This window comes from Chromobacterium sp. W521, assembly GCF_052805975.1.
On the sequence record NZ_JBRBAF010000011.1, the window covers coordinates 16,853 to 38,813 of the forward strand.

Consider the following 21,961-nt stretch of genomic DNA (forward strand, 5'->3'; position numbering starts at 1 on the left):
CTCCTTGCCGGAGCGCCCGATTTCGCGAAAGCCATCGATGAAACCCGTAACCATGTATACCACCGCGGTGTGCCCCTACTGCATCCGCGCCAAGCAAATCCTCGCCGCCAAAGGCGTGGCCGACATCAAGGAAATCCGCATTGATCTGGACCCGGTCGAGCGCGACAAGATGATGGATCTGACCGGCCGCCGCACCGTGCCGCAGATCTTCATCGGCGACACCCATGTCGGCGGCTGCGACGACCTGGTGGCGCTGAACCAGGCCGGCAAGCTGGAGCTGCTGCTGGGCGATTGAGCCGTTTTGCCTGCGATCAAAGCCCTCGTTTGCGGGCGGTTGGCCCTGAACCGCTTTCGTGCGATGATGCAGGCCTGTTTTAACCATTCCCAAACCGGCCGCTTGCGAGCGGCCTCCGTGTGAGACAAAGAGATGAGCGAACAACAAGAGCTGCAGCCGGCGTTTTCCATCGAGAAAATCTATGTGAAGGACATGTCCCTGGAAGTGCCTAACGCGCCGCAGGTATTCCTGGAGCAAGAACAGCCGGAAATTGACATGCAGCTGGCTAGTGAAGGCAAGCAGCTGGACGACGGTTTCTACGAAGTGACCCTGACCGTGACCGTAACCGCCAAGCTGCCGGAAAAAACCATGTTCTTGTGCGAAGTGGGTCAGTCCGGCATCTTCCAGATCCGCAACGTGCCGGCCGAAGACATCGACCCCATCCTGGGCGTGGCTTGCCCCAACATCCTGTTCCCGTACGCGCGCGAAGCCGTGTCCAGCGTGGTGAACCGCGCGGGCTTCCCGCCGGTGCTGTTGTCCCCGATCAACTTCGAAGCCCTGTACATGCAGCAACGCGCGCAACAGGCCGAAGCCGGCAACGCCTGAGGCGACGCAATCAATGAAACGCCTCGTATATCCGCTGGCGCTGAGCCTGGGCCTGTTGGCTCACAGCGCCGCCGCACTTGAGTTTCGCTCAGTGAAGGAAACCGGCGTGGCGCTGTACGAGGCGCCGGCGCTCACCTCGAAGAAACTGTTCGTGGTGAGCCGCTACTACCCGGTGGAAGTGCTGAGCAGTCAGAAAGAATGGTCGCGCGTGCGCGACGCCACCGGCGGCATCGCCTGGATTCCGGCCGCCGCGTTGTCCAAACAGCGCTGGCTGTTGATCACCGCCGACAAGGCGGAAGTACGCGCCGCGCCGGCCAACGATGCCCCGCTGGCCTACACCGTGCCCAAGGACGGCGTGGTGGAGCTGCAAGAGCCGCCCAAGGGCGGTTGGGTCAAAGTCCGCCACCGCGACGGCAGCATCGGCTATGCTCGTATTACCGACCTCTGGGGCTTGTAAAGGCTACGCATGAAACTGGCCATCCTGGGCGCTGGCGCGTGGGGCACCGCCCTGGCCATCGCCTTCGCCCGTCACCATCAAGTCACGCTCTGGGCGCGCGACGCCAATCAGGTGGCCGAATTGGCCGCCAAGCGCGTCAACCAGCGCTATCTTCCCGATTGCCCGTTTCCGGATGCGCTCAAGCTGTCCGCGGAACTGCCGCGCGCTATCCAGGACGCCGAACTCATTCTCATCGTCACGCCGATGGCCGGTTTGCGGCCCACGCTGCGGGCGTTGACCGCGCTGTCTTCGCACCTGCCGCCGCTGCTGTGGGCCTGCAAGGGCTTTGAGGCCGGCTCTAGCTTGCTGCCGCACCAAGTGGTGGCGGAAGAACTGCCGGCCAACCACCGCTGCGGCGTGTTGTCAGGCCCCAGCTTCGCCCGTGAAGTGGCGCAGGGCTTGCCGGCGGCGGCGGCAGTCGCCTCCGACGACGAAGCCTTCGCCCGGCAAGTGGCGCGAGATCTGCACAGCCCGCTGCTGCGGCTCTACGCCAACGCTGACCTGGTGGGCGTGGAAGTGGGCGGCGCGGTCAAGAACGTGATGGCCATCGCCACCGGCGTGGCGGACGGCCTGGAATACGGCATGAACGCCCGCGCCGCGCTGATCACTCGCGGCCTGGCCGAGATCACCCGTCTGGCCACCGCGTTGGGCGCCAGCCAGCAGACCATGATGGGCCTGGCCGGCATGGGCGATCTGATTCTCACCTGCACCGGAGCGCTGTCCCGCAACCGTCAGGTAGGGCTGAAGCTGGCCGAGGGCAAGCCTTTGCAGCAAGCGTTGCAAGAGTTGGGCCACGTGGCCGAAGGCGTAGCCACCGCTCGCGAAGTGCTGACCATGGCTGAACGGCTGGAAGTGGACATGCCGATCACCGCCGCGGTTTGCGGTTTGCTCTACCAGGGGCACGACCCGCAGCGGGTAGTGCAGGAGTTGCTGAGCCGCTCCCCCAAGTCGGAGGCCGGCGATCTGCTGCATTGAAGCCTCTGCCATCTGCCGGCGTTGCCGGCTGAATGAAAAAACGGACCGTTGCTCGGAAGAGAGCAGTCCGTTTTTTATGGCTAGCTGCGACAAGGCTATTGACAGCTAAACCCGGGCCCAATAGAATGCCCCACTCTGAGTCGGAGAGGTGGCAGAGTGGTCGAATGTACCTGACTCGAAATCAGGCGTACGTGCGAGCGTACCGAGGGTTCGAATCCCTCCCTCTCCGCCAGAACCAGACATTGAAGCCCTGAGCAATCAGGGCTTTTTTGTTTTGTTCTTCCGCCCCTCCACCTGTTTGCGCTGACCATTGTAGTCTTCTTCTCCCGGCCCTGACACAGCGGTAATAGCTATCGAACGGCCTTTGGCTCAACAAGATAAAACCGTGACGAAACGATTGGCCTTACTATTTCGCAAGGCGGTGACCCGTGCCACCAAACCTAGCGAGGCCACGCGCTCCAACACCCACCGCAGCACCAAGGCGCCGACTCTTTTACCCTGATGCTCGGGCAGCACATAGAGATGATCTAAACGTATCTCCCCCTCTTGCTCCTGAAAAACGATAAAACCCAGCCGCTGCTCGGTATCGACAATAAAGGAGGGCGGGGTCTGGACTGGCTACCCAGCCATGCGCCACTCTCACAGATCCCTCTCGGCAACCACAAACCAGACCCTAATCCAGATCCATCCAAGCCACCAACGGCATCTTGCTTGACCCGCTACCCCAATCAGTAACGATCGCCGCGTCTTGCCTCATTCTGCGGCATTTGCGTGTGGCAGCTCATAACGCCATAGCCTCTGAATACGCAACTCTCCGAATTGTGTCCGTTCAGCAGCGTGGCGGTGGCCTCCTCTTTGAAACGACTGGAAGGTCGGCTGTACGCCTGCGAGCAAATCCTGCGCAGTGCCATCCCCGATCTACGCAAGGGCCACGGCAGACGCCGCATGACAAGTCGGCTTTACCCGAACAACAGGGCTGAGTCATTTCTCGCCGCCATAAAAAACGCCGCCCGGAGGGCGGCGCGTTCAACGGAGCAGGCGGTGCTCAATGTTTTTTCAACTCGCCTTCCCACTTGGCCACCACCGCGGTAGCGATGGAGTTGCCCACCACGTTGGTGGCGGAGCGGCCCATGTCCAGGAAGTGGTCGATGCCCAGCAACAGCAGCAGGCCGGCTTCCGGAATATTGAATTGAGCCAGGGTGGCGGCGATCACCACCAGCGAGGCGCGCGGCACGCCGGCCATGCCCTTGGAGGTGAGCATCAGAATCAGCAGCATGGAGATTTCCTGCGCCAGCGTCAGATCGATGCCGTAAGCCTGGGCAATGAAGATGACGGCGAAGGTGCAGTACATCATCGAGCCGTCCAGGTTGAAGGAGTAGCCCATCGGCAGCACGAAGCTGGCGATCTTGTTGGAGCAGCCGAAGCGCTCCAGTTGTTCCAGGGTCTTGGGGTAGGCGGCTTCGGAACTGGCGGTGGTGAAGGAGAGCAGCAGCGGCTCGCGCATCATGCCCATCAGCTTCAGCACGCGCGGGCCGATGAACATCGCGCCAGCCAGGATCAGCAGGCCCCACAGGATGCCGATGGACAGGTAGAACTCCGCCATGAACTTGCCGTAGGTGGCGAGGATGCTCAGGCCTTCCTTGGCCACGGTGGCGGCGATGGCACCGAACACGGCCAACGGCGCGAATAGCATCACGTAGCTGGTCACTTTCAGCATCACGTGAGCCACCACGTCAATGGTGTCGATCAGCAGCTTGGCGCGGTCGCCCAAAGCGGCCATCGCGCAGCCGAAGAACACCGAGAACACCACGATCTGCAGAATTTCGTTGGTGGCCATCGCTTCAAACACGCTCTTGGGGATGGCGTGGGTGACGAAGTCCTTCACCGACAGCGCGCCGGCCTGGATGCCGCTGGTGGCGTGGGTATCCGGCAGAGGCAGGTTGAGCGCCACGCCCGGCTTGAGCAGGTTGACCATGATCAGGCCCAGGGTCAGGGACATCAGCGAAGCGCTGATGAACCAGAGCATGGTCTTGCCGCCGATGCGGCCCACGGTCTTGGCGTCGCCCATTTTGGCGATGCCCACGATCAGGGTGGACACCACCAAGGGCGCGATGATCATCTTGATCAGGCGCAGGAAGATGTCGGTCAGGATGGAGATATTGCTTGCGAAGGCTTTGATGTCGGCTTCGCTAGCGGCATTCTCGCGATAGAGATAGCCGGTAATGATGCCCAGCACCAGGCCGATCAGGATCAGCCCTGTGAGTTTTTTCGACTGCATTGAGAAGTTCCTACCTGTATTTGAGAGCGTTTTGATAACAACACGGCAAGTTCGCAATGAAACAATGCCGGCGCCGGTCCGGTGGAGGGAGCAGCCGCTTCGTGTGTGTCAAGGTTGCCGATGTAGTGGCCTGCCTACGTTATTGTTGTTTGATTTTATTGGCATTGCTGCCAGTTGTAGGACAGTTGTTGACCTATTTAGGGGTGGGATTATAGTGAATTAGCGAACGCTTGTCTTTGTTGTATTTCGAGTCTTGAATTTCGTGGCTGAGTATGTGTTGCGGAAACGAATGATGATGAACTTGCCATTGGGATGGGGCCGCCCCCGGCGCCTTGCGGCGGCGGCCTGATGCGTCAGTGGTGGATGTCCAGCGTGACATCGCCGCGCTCTTCGGCCACGGTTTCCAGAATTTCCAGGATGGTGGTGTAAAGGTCCACGCCCAGCGCCTTGCGCGCTTCCTCCGTTTCGCGCCATACGATCTCGAACGGTCCCGCCACGTCTTTGGCCAGGCTGTCGTAAAGCGCGTCCAGATTGCGGCCGAAATGCGCCGGCAAAAGCAGTTGCCGGCTTAGTTCGTCAAACAACTGGTCCAGATTTTTGATGTGGTGCAGTTCGCAAACTTTTACTGGCATGGTGGCACCTCGATGAAGCGGTTGTAGTGGTCCACGGTGACGAAACGCTGGCCGGAACCGGAGAACACGATGCGGTAAGCACCGCGCTTGCCCCCTTTATAGTTCAAGTCGGCTTCCTGCCATTGCCCTTTGGGCAGGCGTTTTTCGTAATTGCCGAAGCGGTCGCCGCCTATCGATTTCCCATTGAGGCCGGGCACGCTCCACAGGCTGCGGCCGGGTTGCCAGCCGGCGTTTTTCGCTTGGCGTTTATTGATGAATTGCGGAGGCAGCTGGCCGTTCTTGCCCAGTTGACTTAGCACCGCGCTCAGTTCGTTCTGGTTGAGCCGGTTGCCGGCTTGCTGATTGACTTGGGCCGCTACTAGCGAGCATTGGGGCAAGGCCCAGGCAGCGGGGGCGGCGATCAGACAGGCCAGCGCCAGCAGGCGCGATAGACGTGGAATCATTGGGCTTGCTCCATGGGCAGGGATTCAACTGGATAGTCGGCGCCGATCAGCAGCGGCAGGATGCGACGCATGCCGGCGTTGTCGGCGTCGGTGGTGATGAAGCGGTAGGCCGGAGCGGCGGCGGGCGCGGTGTCCGGCAGCAGCGAGGCCACGCGCCGGGCAATGGCTTCGGCCGGATCGTACAAAGCGATGCCGTCGCCGGTGAGTTCGCGGATCAGCGGCTCCAAAAACGGGTAATGGGTGCAGCCCAGCGCGATGTGGTCGATGTTTTCGCCAAGTAGCGGCCGCACTACGTCCGCCACCAGTTCGCGCGTGCGCGGGCTGTCCAGTTCGCCGGCCTCCACCTGTTCCACCCAGCCCGCGCCCACGCGGCGCAGCACTTCAACGTGGCCTGCGTGGGTGTCCAGCAGTTTGCGCACCCGCTCGCTTTGCAGCGTGGCCTGAGTGGCCAGTACTGCGATGCGGCCGGTGCGGCTCATGGCCGCCGCCGGCTTGATCGCCGGTTCTATGCCCACCAGCGGGATGGAGAGTTCGCGGCGCATGGCGGCGATGCCGGCGGTGGTGGCGGTGTTGCAGGCCACCACCAGCAGGGTGGCGCCTTGTTCTTGCAGGTAGCGGCCCATCCTGACACTGCGCTCGGCGATGTCGCTGTGGCTGCGTTGGCCGTAGGGGCAGTAGGCCTGGTCGGCCAGATAGGTGATGCCCCAGCCGGGCAGCGCGGCGCGCACGGCCTTCCATACCGAAAGGCCGCCGAGGCCGGAGTCGAACATCGCGATCATGATGCGTGTGTCAGTTGTTCTGGATGACGATCTTGGGGAATTTGCTGGAGAAGTCCTGGGCTTTCTCGCCCACCTTCACCGCCACTTTGCGGGCGATGGCCTTGTACAGCTCCGCTACTTTGCCGTCCGGATCGGCCGCCACCGTGGGGGTGCCGCCGTCCGCCGCCAGGCGGATGCCCATGTCCAGCGGCAAGGAGCCCAGCACGTCCACGCCAAAGTCCGCAGCCATCCGCGCCGCGCCGCCTTCGCCGAAGATGTGTTCAGCGTGACCGCAGTGGGAGCAGACGTGGATGGCCATGTTCTCCACCATGCCCAGGATGGGAATGCCCACTTTCTGGAACATGGTGACGCCCTTGCGCGCGTCCAGCAGCGCGATATCTTGCGGGGTGGTGACAATGACGGCGCCGGTGACCGGCACCTTCTGCGACAGCGTCAGCTGGATGTCGCCTGTGCCCGGCGGCATGTCGATGACCAGATAGTCCAGATTGTCCCAGCGAGTGTCGTTGAGCAACTGTTGCAGTGCCTGGCTGACCATGGGGCCGCGCCACACCATGGCCTGATCCGCATCCACCAAGTAGCCGATGGACATGGTTTGCACGCCGTGGCTTTCCAGCGGCTTCAGGCTCTTGCCGTCCGGGGTTTCCGGACGCTGGCCCTGCAAGCCCATCATCAGCGGCTGGGACGGGCCGTAGATGTCGGCGTCCAGGATGCCGACGCGCGCGCCTTCCGCGGACAGCGCCAGCGCCAGGTTGGCCGCGGTGGTGGATTTGCCCACGCCGCCCTTGCCGGAGGCGACGGCGATCACGTTCTTGACGCCGGAGAGCAGCGGCACGCCGCGCTGGGCGGAGTGACTGGTGATCTGGCTGCCCACGCGCACGCTTAGTTTGCGTTGCTCGGCCAGCGGTGCCAGCGCGGCTTCAAAGCGCTGGCGCACGGATTCGTGCTGGCTGTTGGCCGGGTAGGCCAGCACCACGTCCAGCGACAGCTCGGCGTCGCTGATCTTGATGTTTTTCACCGCCTTGGCGGCGACGAAGGGTTTGCCGGTATTGTCGTCGATCAGGCTGGACACGGCTTCCAGCACTTGAGCATCGCTGAGTGACATGCTGTTTTCGGTTCCCGGTGAGGACTGGAAAAGGCGGGTGAGCTTGGAAAGCATGGGGAGGACATCCGTTGAATCTGTGGCTGTCCGGCAGTGTACCCCAACTTGCCCGCGCTGGCATCGGCGCGGGCAAGTTGGGCTTGCTGCCAGCCTGGTTTATTTGACCACGTTGCCGGCGACGTTGAGCACGTCCCAGGTGCGGGCGAACGGCGGCGCGTAGCAGAAGTCCATCATGCCCAGTTCGCGCGCGCTGACGCCTTTGGCGATGGCCACGGCCAGCGTGTCCAGCCGGTGCACCACATCGCCGTTGCGGCCTATCATCTGCGCGCCCAGCAGCCGCTGGCTGCCGGTTTCATAGCAGAGTTTGACGTGGACTTCCGCCTGGCCGGGCACGTAATTGGTGTGGTTCTTGTCCTTGACCAGCACGCTCTTGCAGTCGAAGCCGGCCGCGCGCGCCTGAGTCTCGGACAGGCCGGTGCGCGCGGCGTCCAGCGACAGCACCCGCACCGCGGCGGAGCCCAGGGTGCCGGGATAGGCCTGGCGGCCGCCGGCCATGTTCTCGCCCACCAGGCGGCCCAGCTTGTTGGCCCCGGTGGCCAGCGCCACGTAGACCGGTTGGCCGGTCAGCTGGTGCGGCGCGGCGGCGCAGTCGCCGGCGGCGTAGATGTCCGGCAGGCTGGTCTCGCCGTAGGCGTCGACCACGATGGCGCCGTTGCCCAGCCGCGCGAGGCCGGCGTCGGCGGAGAAGGCGGTGTTGGGACGTATGCCTATGCTCAACACCACCAGGTCGGCCGGGTATTCGCCGTGATCGGTAAGCACGCTTTGCACCGCGCCGTCGCCGTGCAGCGCGGTGACGGCCTCGGACAGATGTAGCGCCACGCCGTGTTCGCGCAGCTCTTGTTCCATCTGGCTGGTGATTTCAGCGTCGAAGGCGTCTGGCATCACTCGCTCCGCCAGTTGGATCAGCCGCACCCGCTTGCCCAGGCGCACCATGGCTTCGGCCAGTTCCAGGCCGATGAAGCCGGCGCCGATGATGGCGACCTCGCGCACCTCGTCGCGGGCCGCGGCGGCGCGCAACGCCAGGCCATCCTCCATCACCCGCAGCGTGTGCACACCAGGCAAGTCCAGGCCCGGCAGCGGCGGGCGGATTTCGCTGGCGCCGGTGGCGATCATCAGTTTGTCGTATGCGGCGTCGAAGACCTCGCCATCCGCCAGCCGGCGCACCCGCACTCGTTTGGCGGCGGGATCTATGCTCAGCGCCTGGTGGCCGGTGTGCACGCGGATATCGCGCTTGGCGAAGTCTTCTACGCTGAATTCGGCCATATAGCCGGGATCGTCGAACTCGCCGCCGACGAAGTAGGGCAGGCCGCAAGCGCCGAAGGAGATGATCTCGGACATCTCGTAGACGTCGATTTCAGCTTGCGGCGCGCTGCGGCGCGCCTTGGCCGCCGCGCTCATGCCGGCGGCTTCGCCGCCGATGATGACGATTTTCATATAATGCTCCCGTCTGTGGTTTTGCTGTGCCGCGTTGCGCCGGCTCGCACTAGGGCGGGCTCGGTTTGCATTATGGGGCTGTTGGCCGCTTTCATGGAAAAACCGCCGGGCATGCTGGGTTTACAGGCTGTAAGGCTGTAAATAGGCATTCTCCGGCGGTTTTCAAGGCGGCGGGGCGCGCAGCGCCTTAAGCCATTTCTTCGTCCAGATTGATCTCGCGGTCGCTATTGAACACCTGCATGTCGGTCTGGCCCAGCAGACGGCTGGTCACGGTGCCGGCGGTGATGGAGCCGCTGACGTTGAGCGCGGTGCGACCCATGTCGATCAGCGGTTCGATCGAGATCAGTAGGCCGGCCAGCGCCACCGGGAAGTCCAGCGCGGACAGCACGATCAGCGCGGCGAAGGTGGCACCGCCGCCAACGCCGGCCACGCCGAAGGAGCTGATGGTGATGATGGCGATCAAGGGCACGATAAAGTGCAGGTCCATCGGGTTGACGCCCACGGTGGGGGCGATCATCACCGCCAGCATGGCCGGGTAGATGCCGGCGCAGCCGTTCTGGCCGATGGTGGCGCCAAAGGAGGCCGCGAAGTTGGCGATGCCGTCCGGAATGCCCAGCAGCTTGTTCTGCGTGGCCACGTTCATTGGAATAGAACCGGCGCTGGTGCGCGAGGTGAAGGCGAAGGTCAGCACCGGAATCACCTTTTTAGTCCAGCGCAGCGGGTTGACGCCGGCCAGGCCCACCAGCAGCAGGTGCACGGCGAACATCAGCAGCATCGCGCCGTAAGAGGCCAGCACGAAATTGATCAGGTTGACGATGTCGGTCCAGCTGGAGCCGGACACCACCTTGGTCATCAACGCGAACACGCCATAGGGCGTCAAGCGCAGCACCAGGGTCACCATGCGCATCACGATGGCCTGGGCCACGGCGATGAAGTGGCTGAAGCTGGCGAACAGCTCGGGCTTTTTGCGGGCGATGCCGGTGGCGGACAGGCCGATCAGCACGGAGAAGATCACCACCGCGATGGTGGAGGTCTTGCGCGCGCCGGTCATGTCCAGGAAGGGGTTGGCCGGGAGGAAGTCCAGCACCAGCTTGCTGAAGGACAGGTCTTCGACCGTACTCAGGTTCTTCACCAGCGATTCGCCGCGCGCCACTTCGGCGGCGCCTGCGGTCAGGCCTTCGGCGCTGAGGCCGAAGAGATTGGCCATCAGAATGCCGGCGCCGGCGGCGAGCATCGTGGTGAACAAGAGCACGCCCAGGGTGGCGGCGCTGATCTTGCCCAGAGAAGAGCCGCCTTCCAGCTTGAGCAGCGCGGCGATGATGGACACCATGATCAGCGGGATCACGATCATCTGCAGCAGCTTCACATAGCCGGAGCCGATGATTTCACATAGTTCCAGGCAGGCGGCCAGCGCCGGCGAGCCGGGTTGGGCGAGCCATTGCAGAGCGGCGCCGAAGGCGACGCCCAAGGCCAGGCCGGTGAAGACCCGCTTGGTGAAAGAAACGTGGGTGCGTTGCTGCTGCCACAGCAGCGCCAGCAAGGCCAGCGTGACGGCTAGCGTGGCGATGACGGTCAAGGTCATGGGAAACCCCTTAATCTATTGGTTTTGTCGTCAGGTTTCACTGGCCGCCCGGGCCGGCTGGGTGTAGGAGGTTTGGGGTGGGGCGGCGAGCTGGGCTCAGGGTAGCGACGGCTTGGCGTCGGCATTTTGAGCGAGGTCAGACGAGCGTGGAATCCTGATAAAAAAAGCTTCATCCCGGCGGGGTGAGGCGCGAGGGAACGCGCGCGGCCATGCCGGGAGATACGGTGATAAAGGCGCGATTTTACCGAGTTTCCATTCGTTTTACTTATATTAATAAGAATAAGCTTATTGATTGTTTTTCTATCAGCCGCGAGGGGGCTTGGGCAGGAGCGATAAAGCGGAGGGCCGCAATGGCGCGGCAAGCGTCGGCGCCAGCCGGGGCGCCTGGCAGCCCCTCTTGTTGAGGGAAATGGATTTTCTTGGTTGCAAATAGCTGTTTTTATTGTGTTTGTGGCAAAAATTGCTTTGCGCGGAGGGGGTTCTGCAGGTACAATTGCGCCCTTTTTTCGCTTTATTGGCCCTTGTCCGTCCGGCCGCATGGGCAAGCGCGCCGCCGCTTGCCGGTCTCAGAAAGGCTGCATCTCCGTAATGTCCGCTCTACACGCAAAGCTTAGCCGTTCCAATCTATTGTTCCCGCTGGCTCTGGTTCTGTTCGAATTCGCCGTCTACATCTGCAACGACATGGTGCAGCCGGCGATGTTGGCCGTGACCCGGGAATTCCTGGTCGATGCCTCTTGGGTGCCGGCGTCGATGACTGCCTTTTTGCTGGGCGGCGCGCTGCTGTCCTGGCTGACCGGCCCCTTGTCCGATCGCATCGGCCGCCGGCCGGTGCTGCTGTTCGGCGTCGCCTACTTCACGGTGACCTGCCTGGCCACCTATCTGGTCAGCTCCATCGAAGCCTTCATCGCGCTGCGCCTGCTGCAGGGCATCGGCCTGTGCTTCATCAACGCCGTCGGCTACGCCGCGGTGCAGGAAGCCTTTGAAGAAAAGGCCGCGGTCAAGGTCACCGCGCTGATGGCCAATGTGGCGCTGATCGCTCCCTTGGCCGGCCCGCTGGCCGGCGCCGCCTTGATGGAGCTGGCGCCGTGGCGCACCAGCTTCCTGCTGATCGCCGCGCTGTCTTTCCTGGCTTTGTTGGGCCTGCTGTGGAAAATGCCGGAAACCACCCAGCCCAGCCATGAAAAGCTGCCGCTGGCGCAGATGGGGCGGGATTACCTGAAAGTGTTCAGCAACGGCCGTTTCGTATTGTCCGCGCTGTGCATTCCCTTGCTGGCGCTGCCGCTGATGGGCTGGATTGCCATGTCGCCTGTGCTGTTGATCCATGATCTGCACATGAGCGCGCTGGAATACGGCCTGATGCAGTTGCCGGTGTTCGGCGGCCTGATCGCCGGCAATCTGGCGCTGGTGGTGGTGGCCGGCCGCTGGCCGCTGGGCCGTTCCGCGTTGATCGGCATGTGGCCCATTGTGATCGGCCTCAGCCTGATGCTGTCCGGCGTGCTCTGGTCCGCGCACCCGCAGTACTTCATGGTGGCCGGCATGATGTTGATGGCCTTCGGCGAAGGCTTGGCCTTTGGCGTGCTGTATCGTTTCGCCTTGATGTCTTGCGACGCCGCCGGCAAGGGCACGGTGTCCGCCAGCATGAGCATGCTGTCCATGGCCGGCTACGCGCTGGGCGTGGAGCTATTCCGCATCGCTTATCAGCAGGCTGGCATGTTGGGTTTCGCCTGCCTGTCGCTGGCCTTCTCGCTGGCCTATGTGCGGGTGGCGCGCCGTACTGTGCGCTGGGCGATGCTGGAGCGAGCGCAGCAAGCCGAAGCCAAACAGCTGGAACTGGCCAGCCAGGTTTCTTGAGCCGGCGTCTGATTACGCAAACTAAAGCCCGGCCCGCATGCGCGGCCGGGCTTTGTTTTATCAGCGGCAGCATCCCGGATATCCATCGTGACCGCCGGGGGCGACTGCCTCTATAATCGATCGTTTGAGATCGCACCTTTGGAACAATCCTAATGACCAAACGCAAGATTCTGGTGACCAGCGCATTGCCTTACGCCAACGCGGGGCTGCATCTGGGTCACATGCTGGAACAGATTCAGACCGACATCTGGGTGCGCTTCCAGAAGATGCGCGGCCACGAATGCTATTACGTCTGCGCCGACGATACCCACGGCGCGCCCATCATGCTGGCCGCGGAAAAGCAGGGCATTACCCCTGAGCAGCTGGTGGACAGCGTGCGCGAACTGCACCTGGCGGATTCCCAGGGCTTCCTGATCGGCCACGACAACTACTACAGCACCAACAGCCCGGAAAACAAGGCGCTGGCGGAGCAGGTTTATCTGGCTTTGAAGGCCGACGACAAAATTGCCTGCCGCACCATCGAACAACTGTTCGATCCGGAAAAGCAAATGTTTCTGCCGGACCGCTTCGTCAAGGGAGAATGCCCTAAGTGCAGCGCCAAGGATCAGTACGGCGACAACTGTGAAGTCTGTGGCGCCACCTACAACCCCACCGAGCTGAAGAACCCGTATTCGGCCGTGTCCGGCGCCAAGCCGGTGCTGAAAACTTCCGAGCACTACTTCTTCCGCCTGGGCGAATGCGCCGACTTCCTCAAGCAGTGGACCGGCGGCAGCAGCGTGCGCGCAGACGGCGCGACTCAGCCGCATCTGCAGCCGGAGTCGTTGAACAAGATGAACGAGTGGATTTCCGGCGGCTTGCAGGACTGGGACATCAGCCGCGACGCGCCGTATTTCGGCTTCGAAATCCCCGGCGCGCCGGGCAAGTACTTCTATGTATGGCTGGACGCGCCTATCGGTTACATGGCCAGCTTCAAGAACCTGTGCGATCGCAGCGGCCTGAACTTCGACGAATGGTTCGGCAAGGATAGCCGGACCGAGATGTACCATTTCATCGGCAAGGACATCCTGTACTTCCACGCCTTGTTCTGGCCGGCGATGCTGAACTACTCCGGCCTGCGCGCGCCCACCGGCGTGTTCGCCCACGGCTTCCTGACCGTGGACGGGCAGAAGATGTCCAAGTCTCGCGGCACCTTCATCCAGGCCAAGAGCTATCTGGATTGCGGCCTGAACCCGGAGTGGATGCGCTATTACATCGCCGCCAAGCTCAACGGCCGCATCGAAGACATCGACCTCAACCTGAACGACTTCGTCGCGCGGGTGAATTCCGACCTGGTGGGCAAGTTCGTCAACATCGCCAGCCGCTCCGCCGGCTTCATCGCCAAACGCTTTGACGGCATGCTGGCCAGCCAGGTTAGCGACGGCGATATCCTCGCCAAGCTGCAGGCCACCGCCGACGAACTGGCCGCCGCCTTCGAAGCGCGCGAATACGCCAAGGCGCTGCGCGACGTGATGGCGCTGGCCGACGTGGTCAACGCCTACGTGGACGCCAACAAGCCGTGGGAACTGGCTAAGCAGGAAGGGCAGGACGCGCGCTTGCAGGAAGTCTGCACCGTGTTGATCAACGCCTTCCGTCTGCTCACCATTTACCTGAAGCCGGTGCTGCCCAAGCTGGCCGAAGGCGTGGAAGCCTTCCTCGACGTGGCGCCGCTTGCCTGGAGCGACGCCGCAAACCTGCTGCTGGGCAAGAAGATCAACGCCTACCAGCACCTGATGCAGCGCATAGACCCTGCACTGATCGACAAACTGATAGAAGCGAACAAACAGAATATGCAAGCCACCGCAGACACCCCGGCCGCCGCTCAATACGAGCCGCTGGCCGAAACCATCAAGATCGACGACTTCGCCAAGCTGGATCTGCGCATCGGCAAGGTGCTGGAATGCAACTTCGTCGAAGGCTCGGACAAACTGCTGCAGTTCACCGTGGATCTGGGCTTCGAGAAGCGCAATATCTTCTCCGGCATCCGCAAGGCTTACCAGGAGCCTGAGAAACTGGTGGGCCGCAATGTGGTGGTGGTGGCCAACTTGGCTGAACGCAAGATGCGCTTCGGCGTATCGCAAGGCATGATCGTCTGCGCTTCCGGCCAGGACGATAGCGAAGGCCTGTTCCTGCTGGACGCCGATCAAGGCGCCAAACCGGGCATGCGCATCGGCTAAGCCGGTAGTTCCTAATCCTGACTGTTCTTTTTGCTAGTTGGGTCCCGCGGCCCCTGCTGTCATATTGGCATGCAGGGGCCGCGTCATTTCGCGGCCCTGAAATCTTCACTAGGCTGTCATCTGAGGCTGTTACATTCACTGCAAGCCAAATGCGAAACATTCTCGTCCGGCTGGCGGAACTTTTGAAAATATGGTATGTCTCTAGATGAAATGAATTTTGAACAACCCAAAAAAAAGAAAAAGGAATGAACCATCATGAAAATTTCTCAACTGAAACCCGGCTACAAAATCCTTGAGCACAAGGACAGCGGCTCTACCATGCATTACGAAGTGGTCAGCATTCGACAGGTTGGCAAGATGTTTGAAGTGACTTTCAAGTCCGCCTTGGGCTTGGCCAGCGCCTTGTATCCCGCCAATGCCTTCATTCAGGCGGCCGCCTGATGCCACTCCCCTGCGTTTGTCCATTCCATTGCGCAGATTACAGATGAAGCCCCGCGAAACGCGGGGCTTTGTTTTTGGCCGGTCTGTTTCTTCCCGTGTGAAAAACTCAAGTCAGGCAGTTGACGTTTCGATGCAAATTGTTCATGCTTTTTGCATTTGATGGCGGAGGTTCCGTGCCGCAACGCGCAAAACTGATATTGGAAATCATCGTTAATTTCCTACTGCCCTGGTTGTGTTACCGCTATGGCGAGCCACGCTGGGGCGAAGCCGGCGCGCTGATGTTTTCCGCTTTGCCGCCGGTATTGTGGAGCGTGGTCGAATTGCTGCGCTTCCGGCGAGTGGACGCCTTGAGCCTGTTGGTGTTGCTGGGGATCGGTCTGTCCTTGCTGGCCATGCTGCTGGGCGGCGACGCGCGGCTGCTGTTGCTGCGCGAGTCCTTGATCACCGGCTTGATTGGCTGCGGTTTCTTGCTGTCTTTGGCGCTGCGTCGGCCGCTGGTGTTTTATCTGGCGCGTGCGACCTTGGCGCGAGAGTCCGAGCAGGGACGGGAGCGATTTGAGCAGCTGTGGCGCTTTGACGGTTTTAGACGCGCTATTCAGCGGATGACCCTGTGGTGGGGTTTGGGCCTGAGCCTGGAGGCCGGCGGGCGCGCTTATCTGGCCTGGACCTGGCCGGTAGAGCGTTTTCTGCTGGTTGCGCCGTTCATCAGCTATGGCGTGATGGGCGGGTTGTGTCTGATGACCTTGCTGTATCGTCGGCGGATGCGGCGCGAAGCCGCCATGGCGATGGCTGCGTCCTGACGTGTTGGGTAGGGAGAATAAAAAAAGGGCCGCATAAGCGGCCCTGAAGTTCCGTGATGAACACTTAGGAGGAAAGACACGGCTGCTTGGTTTGCGGCTTCGCTGGCAGTCGAAACCGCAGCGGCAATGTCTTCCAAAATACACAAAGATCGCGCCCGCATCGGCAGTGCCTGTTGGCAGACAGGCGGCTGACTTCTCGGGCCGCAATCGCTCGGGGAGAACGACTGCGCTGACCTTGAGTTCACTTTAGACGGTCTTTGTTGATCAGGTGTGTGGCAGCAAAGATCAACTGTTAACAAGTATGAATCATCTGGGTGCGAACTTTCTGCGTGCCTGTAATCTTTTTGTCAAAAGGCTTGACCAAGGAAACGCGGCGGGGTATAGTTCACTCCTCTGCACGAAACACAGCAGACAGATCAGACGCGGGGTGGAGCAGTCTGGTAGCTCGTCGGGCTCATAACCCGAAGGTCGTAGGTTCAAATCCTGCCCCCGCAACCAGTTTCATAGTAGTGCTAGTAGTCAGCAAGATAGCCACCGAAAAGGTGGCTTTTTGCATTTCTGCCCGCCGTTACCTTTCTCTCAACGTCACCTGTAATGTTGAGTAGCACGTAACTTTACAGTCCAATCCACCGCACGTGGGGATTGGGATCTCAAGAAACGATTCACCGAAGCGCCGATCATCGGTTCCTGCGCGAAGCAGAAGCCGGCATGCCCATTGCCGAGCGATGCAGCAAGCAGGCCTTCTCTGAAGCCAGCCATAAGCTCTGGCGCGGCCGGTTTGGCAGTGTGGATGTGCCGACGTCGGCCCCTTCTTAAATTTCTCAGTGGTTAAGTCAGTTCGTTCAACTGCCGGAAAATATTTTCCAGCTTCAATTGTAAAGGTTCCAGCAGTGCCTGCACGCCGGGGCCGGATAAGGCTTGGTCTTCGTGATGGCTGAGCAGGCGAGCCAATGTGGCCAGCGCGATATTGACTCCATCTAATTCCACCAGACTTTGTTCCAGCGTTTTTTCCATTTGCTTCAAAGCTTGCTCCCGTTGCCGCCATTCATGTGGCGGCTCATCCCGCTGCCGCTTGCCAAGATTCATGCGGAGTAGCGTGAGCATTGGGGCCGTGGTAGGCATGGTTGGGGGTAAGGCCGGATTATCCATTGGCGTGTCTTTCAAATGCCGCTGACGGCGCCCAGCCGTTCACAGGGCGGGTAGGCCAGCATGAATGTCTGGAAAAAATTGAGGAAGGCGGTTTCCGCGGCGCTGAGGCTGCGCTCGCGGTGCCACATCAGGTAGATGTCGATATTGGCGATGCCTTGTTCCGGCGGCAGCCGCCATAAGCGCTGCTGCATGATATCGGTGGCCACGATGTGTTCGGGCAGCGCGCCGATGCCATAGCCGGCGAAAATCATGCGACGAATCTCGTCCAGGCTGGGCGAACTGGCAACGATGCGGCCGGTGAAGCCGGCCTGTTCGCGGAAAATGGTTAGCGCGGACAGGCAGTCGCCTAGCTGATCGCTGGAAAAACTGACGAAGTTTTCCGCTAGCAGATCGGTCAGCCGCAATCCCGTTTCGCCAAACAGCCGGTGATGCCGGCCGCAGTACAAGGCGTAACGCTGGGGAAAAATACAGCTTTGCTCTAGCTTATCCACGGCGAAGCGGGACAGGCTCAAGCCCAGCCCGGCGGTTTTCTGCAACAGGGCGTTGATGATGTCGGCGCTGCGCATCACCTCAATGCGCAAGTCCACGCGTGGGTATCGGCGGTGGAATTCCGCCAAGCATTTGTCGTAGACGGCGGATTCGATGCGACTGACGGTTTGAAGCACCACCAGGCCGGTGACATCGTCGTGGTTAGGGGCTTGCTGCAAGCCAAGTTGCAGCCGGGACACCGCGCCATGTACTTCGCCGGCGATGCGATAAACCTCTTCGCCGGCCTTGGTCAAGGCGAAGTGCTGGGGCGAGCGTTGGCTGATCAAGCGCATGCCCAGATGTTCTTCCAGCCGTTGCAGCGAGCGGCTGATCGCTGGTTGGGTCAGGTGCAGGCGGACCGCGGCGCGGCTGATGCCGCGTTCTTCGACGATGACCAGATAGGTGCGCAGCAGGTTCCAGTCCAGTGTGTCCTTGAGCCGGCCGAGGATGGCTTCTACGGTGTGGACGCGTTTTCCCATGCGGGGTCTTCCTCGTTCAGACGAGCGGGTTCAGCAGGCCGCTGAAAAATTGCCCTGCGTTGCGGCTCAGGCTGTCGAGGTGGTAACCGCCTTCCTGCACGATGACGGTGGGCAGATGCAATTGAGCTACCCGTTGTCCTAGTCTGGCGAAGCCCTGGCTGCTAACCGCAACCTTGGACTGCGGGTCTTCCTGGTAGATGTCGAAGCCCAGCGACAGGACCAGCGCATCGGGCTGGAACTGGCGGACGGCGGCAAGCGCCAGTTCCAATTGGCGGAAGAACTCCGCTTCATCGCTGCCGTGGCGCATAGGCAGATTCAGGTTGTGGCCCAGGCCGGCTCCGGCACCGCGTTCTTCCGCGAAGCCGGCCACCACCGGGTAGAAATTGGTGGGGTCGCCGTGGATGGAGACGTATAAGGTGTCGCTGCGGGCATAGAAGGTTTCCTGAGTGCCCTGGCCGTGGTGCATGTCGGTGTCGAGGATGGCCACGCGCGGGTAAGTGGCGCGCAGGCTTTCCGCGGCGATGGCGGCGTTGTTCAAGTAACAGAAGCCGCCGGCGCCGCTGGGACGGGCATGATGGCCCGGTGGCCGGCACAGCGCATAAGCGAGCCGCTCGCCGCTTTGTACGTCCGCGGCCGCCGCGACGGCGGCCTGGGCCGACCAATAGGCGGCCCGCCAGGTGTGGGGGCCAATCGGGCAGCTGCCATCCAACTGATGTCTGGCGGCCTGGGCCAGAATGCCGTGGCCGGCATTGGGCGACTGGACGAAGATGTTGGACATCATCTCCTCGCCCCATTCGCCCTGTCCGGCGGCAAGCCAGGCCTCGTGCCCATGCTGCAGAAACTCCAGGTAGTCGCGTTCATGCACTGCTTTGAGTGGCTCCATGCCGTGATCGGCGGGCTCGTGCAGCGGGAATTGCCATTGACGCACCGCGGACAAGAGGGCGTCAATGCGCTCCGGCACTTCTTGAGGCTGGCGCATCTGGCCGCGCGACAGATAGCTTTGCGGGTGATGCTGGCGTTGCAGGGGGTGGAAGAAGGTTTTCATTCTGGGGTTTCCTGGGCGTTGGCGCGGGCCAGCACGGCGTGGAGCAGCACATTGGCGCCCATGGCCGCATGCTCGGGCTCGATGGATTCGGCTTCGTTGTGGCTGACGCCGTCACGACAGGGGATGAACACCATGGCGCTGGGACAGTGACGGGCCAGCACGATGGCGTCGTGGCCGGCGCCGCTGATGATGTCTTGATGGGGATAGCCTAGCCGAGAGGCGGCATCGGCCAGCAAGCGCCGGCAGCCGGTGTCGAATGGGGTGGGTGGGGCATGCCATATCGTTTCGATGCGGGCGCGGATGCCGCGCGCTTGCGCGATGCCGTGAATGTGCTCGCGGAGGTCGTCGGCCATGAGCCGCAGGCTGGCGGCATCGGGGTGACGCAAATCCAGGCTGAACCGGACCTTGCCCGGCACCGTGTTGCGTGAGGGCTTGTCGATTTGCAACTGCCCGCAAGTCCACAGGGCTTGCGGATAACGGCTGGACGCGTCGTGCTCCCATTGCGTCAGTAAGGCGGCGGCGGCTTGCAGCGCGTCCTTGCGGTAGGAGAACGGTGTCGTGCCGGCATGGGCGCTGGCGCCTTCAAGCTCGATCTCCAGCCACAGAATACCTTGTCCGCCGCTGACCACGCCGATCGGCACTCGCCGGGATTCAAGAATGGGGCCTTGCTCGATATGCGCTTCGAAATAGGCGTCCGGCATGGGGCCGGGCACGGGGTGTTGGCCCTGGCAGCCGGCGGCTTGCAAGGCGGCGGCCAGCGAGAGGCCCTGGCTGTCGGCGGCGCGCAGCGCCTGTTCCAGCGGCAATTCACCTGTGAAGACCGAGGAGCCGAGCATGGCGGGAGCGAAGCGCGCGCCTTCTTCATTGGTCCAGCAGGCGATTTCCAGCGGGCGCCGCGTGTCGATGTCATGATCGTTCAGCGTGCGTACCACCTCCAGAGCGGCCAGCACACCGTAAACGCCGTCGAAATTGCCGCCTTCCGGCTGGGTGTCCAAATGGCTCCCCATCATCACCGGTGTCTGTTCGAGGCAGCGGCCCGGGCGGCGGGCAAAGAGGTTGCCGATAGCGTCGCTCACCAAGCTCATGCCGGCTTGCCGGCACCAAGTGGAGAACAGTCGCCGGCCGGCGGCATCTTCGGCGCTGAGCGCCAGGCGGCAGACGCCGCCGCGGCCGGTAGCGCCGATTTGGGACATGGCAAGCAGGCTTTGCCATAGGCGAGCGGAGTCTATGTTCAGCATGGCGATGGTCTCAGGGCTGGTCGGCATGGCGGTGACGCAGGCGGTCCAGAGCCACGATGGATAGCAGGGAGACGGCGGACATCAGAGAATAGAATACCGCCAGCGGCCACCATTCGCCGTGATAGCGCTGGGCCAGCAGGGTGCCGATCAAGGGCGTCAGACCGCCGGCGATGGCGCCGCAAACTTGGTAGGACAGGGAGATGGCGGTGTAGCGCACTCGGGTTTCGAAGATGCCGCTGACGAAGCCCGCGATCACCGAGTAAAAGCTGGCCATGCATATCACGCAGATAGCGATGCCTGTCACCATCAACCAAGTGTTGCCGCTGGACGCGCCTTGCTTGACCAGCATGAACATCGGGTAAGGGGAGAGAATGGCAAGTCCCGCGGCGATTTTCAGGAAGCGGGCGGCGCCGAATCTTTGGCCCAGCCAGGCCGCCAGAGGCTGAACGGCGAATTGGATGAAGGCGACATAGAATAGACAGGCCAGAATTGCGGACTTGGCCAGGCCGAGGTATTCGGTTGTGAACACGATCATGAAGGTGTTGGTGAAATAGACGCCGGCAATGCCGATGGTGTTGGCGCCGATGCACAGCAGCAGCAAGGGCCAGGCCTTGCCGACCACTTCCAGCAGGGGCGCGGCGCTGACTGCCGGCTGTTGGCGGCTGGCTTCGAACTCGGGGGATTCATTCACTCCAAGTCGGATCAGCAGGCCGATCAGCAGCAAGCCGGCGCTGGCCAGAAACGGCAGCCGCCAGCCGTAGTCCAGAAAGGCTTGCGGCTCCATGGTGGCGACCCATTTGAACGCCAGCAAAGACAGGATCAGCCCTGCCGGGCTGCCCAGTTGGGCGAAGGAGGCGAATAAAGTGCGGCGCTGCCGGCCGGCGTGTTCGCCGGCGATTAACACGGCGCCGCCCCATTCGCCGCCCACGGCAATGCCTTGAAGCACCCGCAGCGCCACCAGCGCGATGGGCGCCCAGAGGCCGATTTGTTGGTAAGTGGGTAGCAGGCCGATGCAGACGGTGGCCGCACCCATCATCATCAGCGTGATGACCAGTGATTTCTTGCGCCCCAGTTTGTCTCCCAGGTGGCCAAAGACGATGCCGCCCAAGGGGCGGGCGAAGAAGCCGACGGCAAAGGTGCCCAGGGCGGCCATGCGGCTGAGGAAGGGGTCGCCGGGAGGGAAGAACAGTTGGCCGAATACCAGAGCGGCGGCGGTGCCGTAGATGTAAAAGTCATACCACTCGATCATGGTGCCGACAAAGGCGGCCAGCCCGGCGCGAGCCGGCTGTCGGGCGCTTGGAGACAGCGCCCTGGATTTACTATTACTTGAAATAATATTTTCCATGTAGATAGTCCGCCCTTGCGGTGAGAGTTTAAGGTGTTGATGGCAGGGTCATTTATTACGTAGGTCTGCGCCGCAGTCAAATCATCAATATGCATCTTGTCTATTACCTGTAATTATATTTTTACGCGGCTTGCCGTGGCCGGCGCATAGGACCTGGACGGCGGCGGTAAGAGCGCGTGGCTTTTCGGTCGGTGTCGCGCTGCCTTATAGTGAG

21 protein-coding genes, 2 tRNA genes and 1 pseudogene are annotated in these 21,961 nt (G+C 61.9%); 11 read left to right on the plus strand and 13 right to left on the minus strand.

Annotation, left to right across the window (positions count from 1 at the left end; all coding sequences use genetic code 11):
* Positions 1-37 precede the first annotated feature (37 nt).
* The 5 genes from grxC to ACUXV1_RS17570 all read left to right on the plus strand — a co-directional run bounded on the left by grxC (position 38) and on the right by ACUXV1_RS17570 (position 2,583).
* A complete protein-coding gene (grxC, locus tag ACUXV1_RS17550) occupies positions 38-295 on the plus strand; it encodes a glutaredoxin 3 (protein WP_043637552.1) in 258 nt (85 codons plus the stop codon).
* Positions 296-427: 132 nt separating this feature from the next.
* Entirely contained in the window at positions 428-880 is a 453-nt protein-coding gene (secB, locus tag ACUXV1_RS17555; RefSeq protein ID WP_019101498.1) for a protein-export chaperone SecB, read from the plus strand.
* Positions 881-893: 13 nt separating this feature from the next.
* Positions 894-1,337 carry an SH3 domain-containing protein gene (locus tag ACUXV1_RS17560; protein WP_019101499.1) on the plus strand — a complete coding sequence of 148 codons (444 nt, stop codon included), beginning with the start codon at positions 894-896 and terminating at the stop codon, positions 1,335-1,337.
* A 9-nt stretch (positions 1,338-1,346) separates the two neighbouring features.
* Positions 1,347-2,351, plus strand: a complete 1,005-nt coding sequence (locus ACUXV1_RS17565; RefSeq protein ID WP_043637555.1) for an NAD(P)H-dependent glycerol-3-phosphate dehydrogenase — start codon at positions 1,347-1,349, stop codon at positions 2,349-2,351.
* Positions 2,352-2,493: 142 nt separating this feature from the next.
* A tRNA-Ser gene (locus ACUXV1_RS17570) sits at positions 2,494-2,583 on the plus strand.
* Positions 2,584-2,720: 137 nt separating this feature from the next.
* On the opposite strand, the gene ACUXV1_RS17575 is transcribed toward ACUXV1_RS17570, so the two are convergent.
* From ACUXV1_RS17575 to ACUXV1_RS17610, 8 genes are all read right to left on the minus strand, one after another.
* Entirely contained in the window at positions 2,721-2,945 is a 225-nt protein-coding gene (locus ACUXV1_RS17575) for a GNAT family N-acetyltransferase (protein ID WP_446016142.1), read from the minus strand.
* Between the two features lie 451 nt (positions 2,946-3,396).
* Positions 3,397-4,629, minus strand: coding sequence for a dicarboxylate/amino acid:cation symporter (locus tag ACUXV1_RS17580; protein WP_019103577.1), 1,233 nt, complete (start codon positions 4,627-4,629; stop codon positions 3,397-3,399).
* A gap of 353 nt (positions 4,630-4,982) precedes the next feature.
* On the minus strand, positions 4,983-5,261 hold the full coding sequence (locus ACUXV1_RS17585) for a barstar family protein (RefSeq protein ID WP_043637558.1): 279 nt from the start codon (positions 5,259-5,261) through the stop codon (positions 4,983-4,985).
* Positions 5,252-5,704 carry a ribonuclease domain-containing protein gene (locus ACUXV1_RS17590; protein WP_114152087.1) on the minus strand — a complete coding sequence of 151 codons (453 nt, stop codon included), beginning with the start codon at positions 5,702-5,704 and terminating at the stop codon, positions 5,252-5,254. Before ACUXV1_RS17590 ends, ACUXV1_RS17585 begins: the two co-directional genes overlap by 10 nt.
* On the minus strand, positions 5,701-6,483 hold the full coding sequence (gene murI / locus ACUXV1_RS17595) for a glutamate racemase (RefSeq protein ID WP_194427731.1): 783 nt from the start codon (positions 6,481-6,483) through the stop codon (positions 5,701-5,703). The genes ACUXV1_RS17590 and murI overlap by 4 nt, the downstream gene beginning before the upstream one ends.
* A 10-nt stretch (positions 6,484-6,493) precedes the next feature.
* Positions 6,494-7,585 (minus strand): iron-sulfur cluster carrier protein ApbC, encoded by a 1,092-nt coding sequence (apbC, locus tag ACUXV1_RS17600; RefSeq protein ID WP_081555387.1) that lies wholly within the window; start codon positions 7,583-7,585, stop codon positions 6,494-6,496.
* Between the two features lie 153 nt (positions 7,586-7,738).
* The gene (locus ACUXV1_RS17605) at positions 7,739-9,076 is read right to left on the minus strand and encodes a CoA-disulfide reductase (protein WP_446016095.1); all 1,338 of its coding nucleotides are present in this window, start codon (positions 9,074-9,076) and stop codon (positions 7,739-7,741) included.
* 187 nt (positions 9,077-9,263) lie between these two features.
* Complete coding sequence (locus ACUXV1_RS17610; protein WP_043590896.1) at positions 9,264-10,658, minus strand: L-cystine transporter; 1,395 nt, start codon at positions 10,656-10,658, stop codon at positions 9,264-9,266.
* 588 nt (positions 10,659-11,246) lie between these two features.
* Here ACUXV1_RS17610 and ACUXV1_RS17615 point away from each other — a divergent pair.
* The 6 genes and pseudogenes from ACUXV1_RS17615 to ACUXV1_RS17640 form a co-directional block, all read left to right on the plus strand.
* The gene (locus tag ACUXV1_RS17615; protein WP_446016096.1) at positions 11,247-12,509 is read left to right on the plus strand and encodes an MdfA family multidrug efflux MFS transporter; all 1,263 of its coding nucleotides are present in this window, start codon (positions 11,247-11,249) and stop codon (positions 12,507-12,509) included.
* 152 nt (positions 12,510-12,661) lie between these two features.
* Positions 12,662-14,722 carry a methionine--tRNA ligase gene (gene metG / locus ACUXV1_RS17620; protein WP_446016097.1) on the plus strand — a complete coding sequence of 687 codons (2,061 nt, stop codon included), beginning with the start codon at positions 12,662-12,664 and terminating at the stop codon, positions 14,720-14,722.
* A 255-nt stretch (positions 14,723-14,977) separates the two neighbouring features.
* Positions 14,978-15,163, plus strand: coding sequence for a hypothetical protein (locus ACUXV1_RS17625; RefSeq protein ID WP_019103612.1), 186 nt, complete (start codon positions 14,978-14,980; stop codon positions 15,161-15,163).
* Between the two features lie 173 nt (positions 15,164-15,336).
* Entirely contained in the window at positions 15,337-15,963 is a 627-nt protein-coding gene (locus tag ACUXV1_RS17630) for a VC0807 family protein (protein ID WP_043591039.1), read from the plus strand.
* Between the two features lie 421 nt (positions 15,964-16,384).
* Positions 16,385-16,461, plus strand: a tRNA-Met gene (locus tag ACUXV1_RS17635).
* 178 nt (positions 16,462-16,639) lie between these two features.
* A pseudogene (locus ACUXV1_RS17640) lies at positions 16,640-16,761 on the plus strand (IS3 family transposase); the annotation flags it as partial.
* A gap of 30 nt (positions 16,762-16,791) precedes the next feature.
* Here the strand turns inward: ACUXV1_RS17640 and ACUXV1_RS17645 are convergent.
* The 5 genes from ACUXV1_RS17645 to ACUXV1_RS17665 are packed head-to-tail and all read right to left on the minus strand — an operon-like array spanning position 16,792 to position 21,747.
* The gene (locus tag ACUXV1_RS17645) at positions 16,792-17,112 is read right to left on the minus strand and encodes a DUF1484 family protein (RefSeq protein ID WP_114152083.1); all 321 of its coding nucleotides are present in this window, start codon (positions 17,110-17,112) and stop codon (positions 16,792-16,794) included.
* 11 nt (positions 17,113-17,123) lie between these two features.
* Positions 17,124-18,119: a LysR family transcriptional regulator gene (locus tag ACUXV1_RS17650; RefSeq protein WP_114152082.1), complete on the minus strand. Its 996-nt coding sequence runs from the start codon at positions 18,117-18,119 to the stop codon at positions 17,124-17,126.
* Positions 18,120-18,135: 16 nt separating this feature from the next.
* The gene (locus tag ACUXV1_RS17655; RefSeq protein WP_446016098.1) at positions 18,136-19,164 is read right to left on the minus strand and encodes a histone deacetylase family protein; all 1,029 of its coding nucleotides are present in this window, start codon (positions 19,162-19,164) and stop codon (positions 18,136-18,138) included.
* Entirely contained in the window at positions 19,161-20,429 is a 1,269-nt protein-coding gene (locus tag ACUXV1_RS17660) for a Zn-dependent hydrolase (protein WP_446016099.1), read from the minus strand. The genes ACUXV1_RS17655 and ACUXV1_RS17660 overlap by 4 nt, the downstream gene beginning before the upstream one ends.
* Positions 20,413-21,747 carry an MFS transporter gene (locus tag ACUXV1_RS17665; protein ID WP_337881724.1) on the minus strand — a complete coding sequence of 445 codons (1,335 nt, stop codon included), beginning with the start codon at positions 21,745-21,747 and terminating at the stop codon, positions 20,413-20,415. Before ACUXV1_RS17665 ends, ACUXV1_RS17660 begins: the two co-directional genes overlap by 17 nt.
* Positions 21,748-21,961 lie beyond the last annotated feature (214 nt).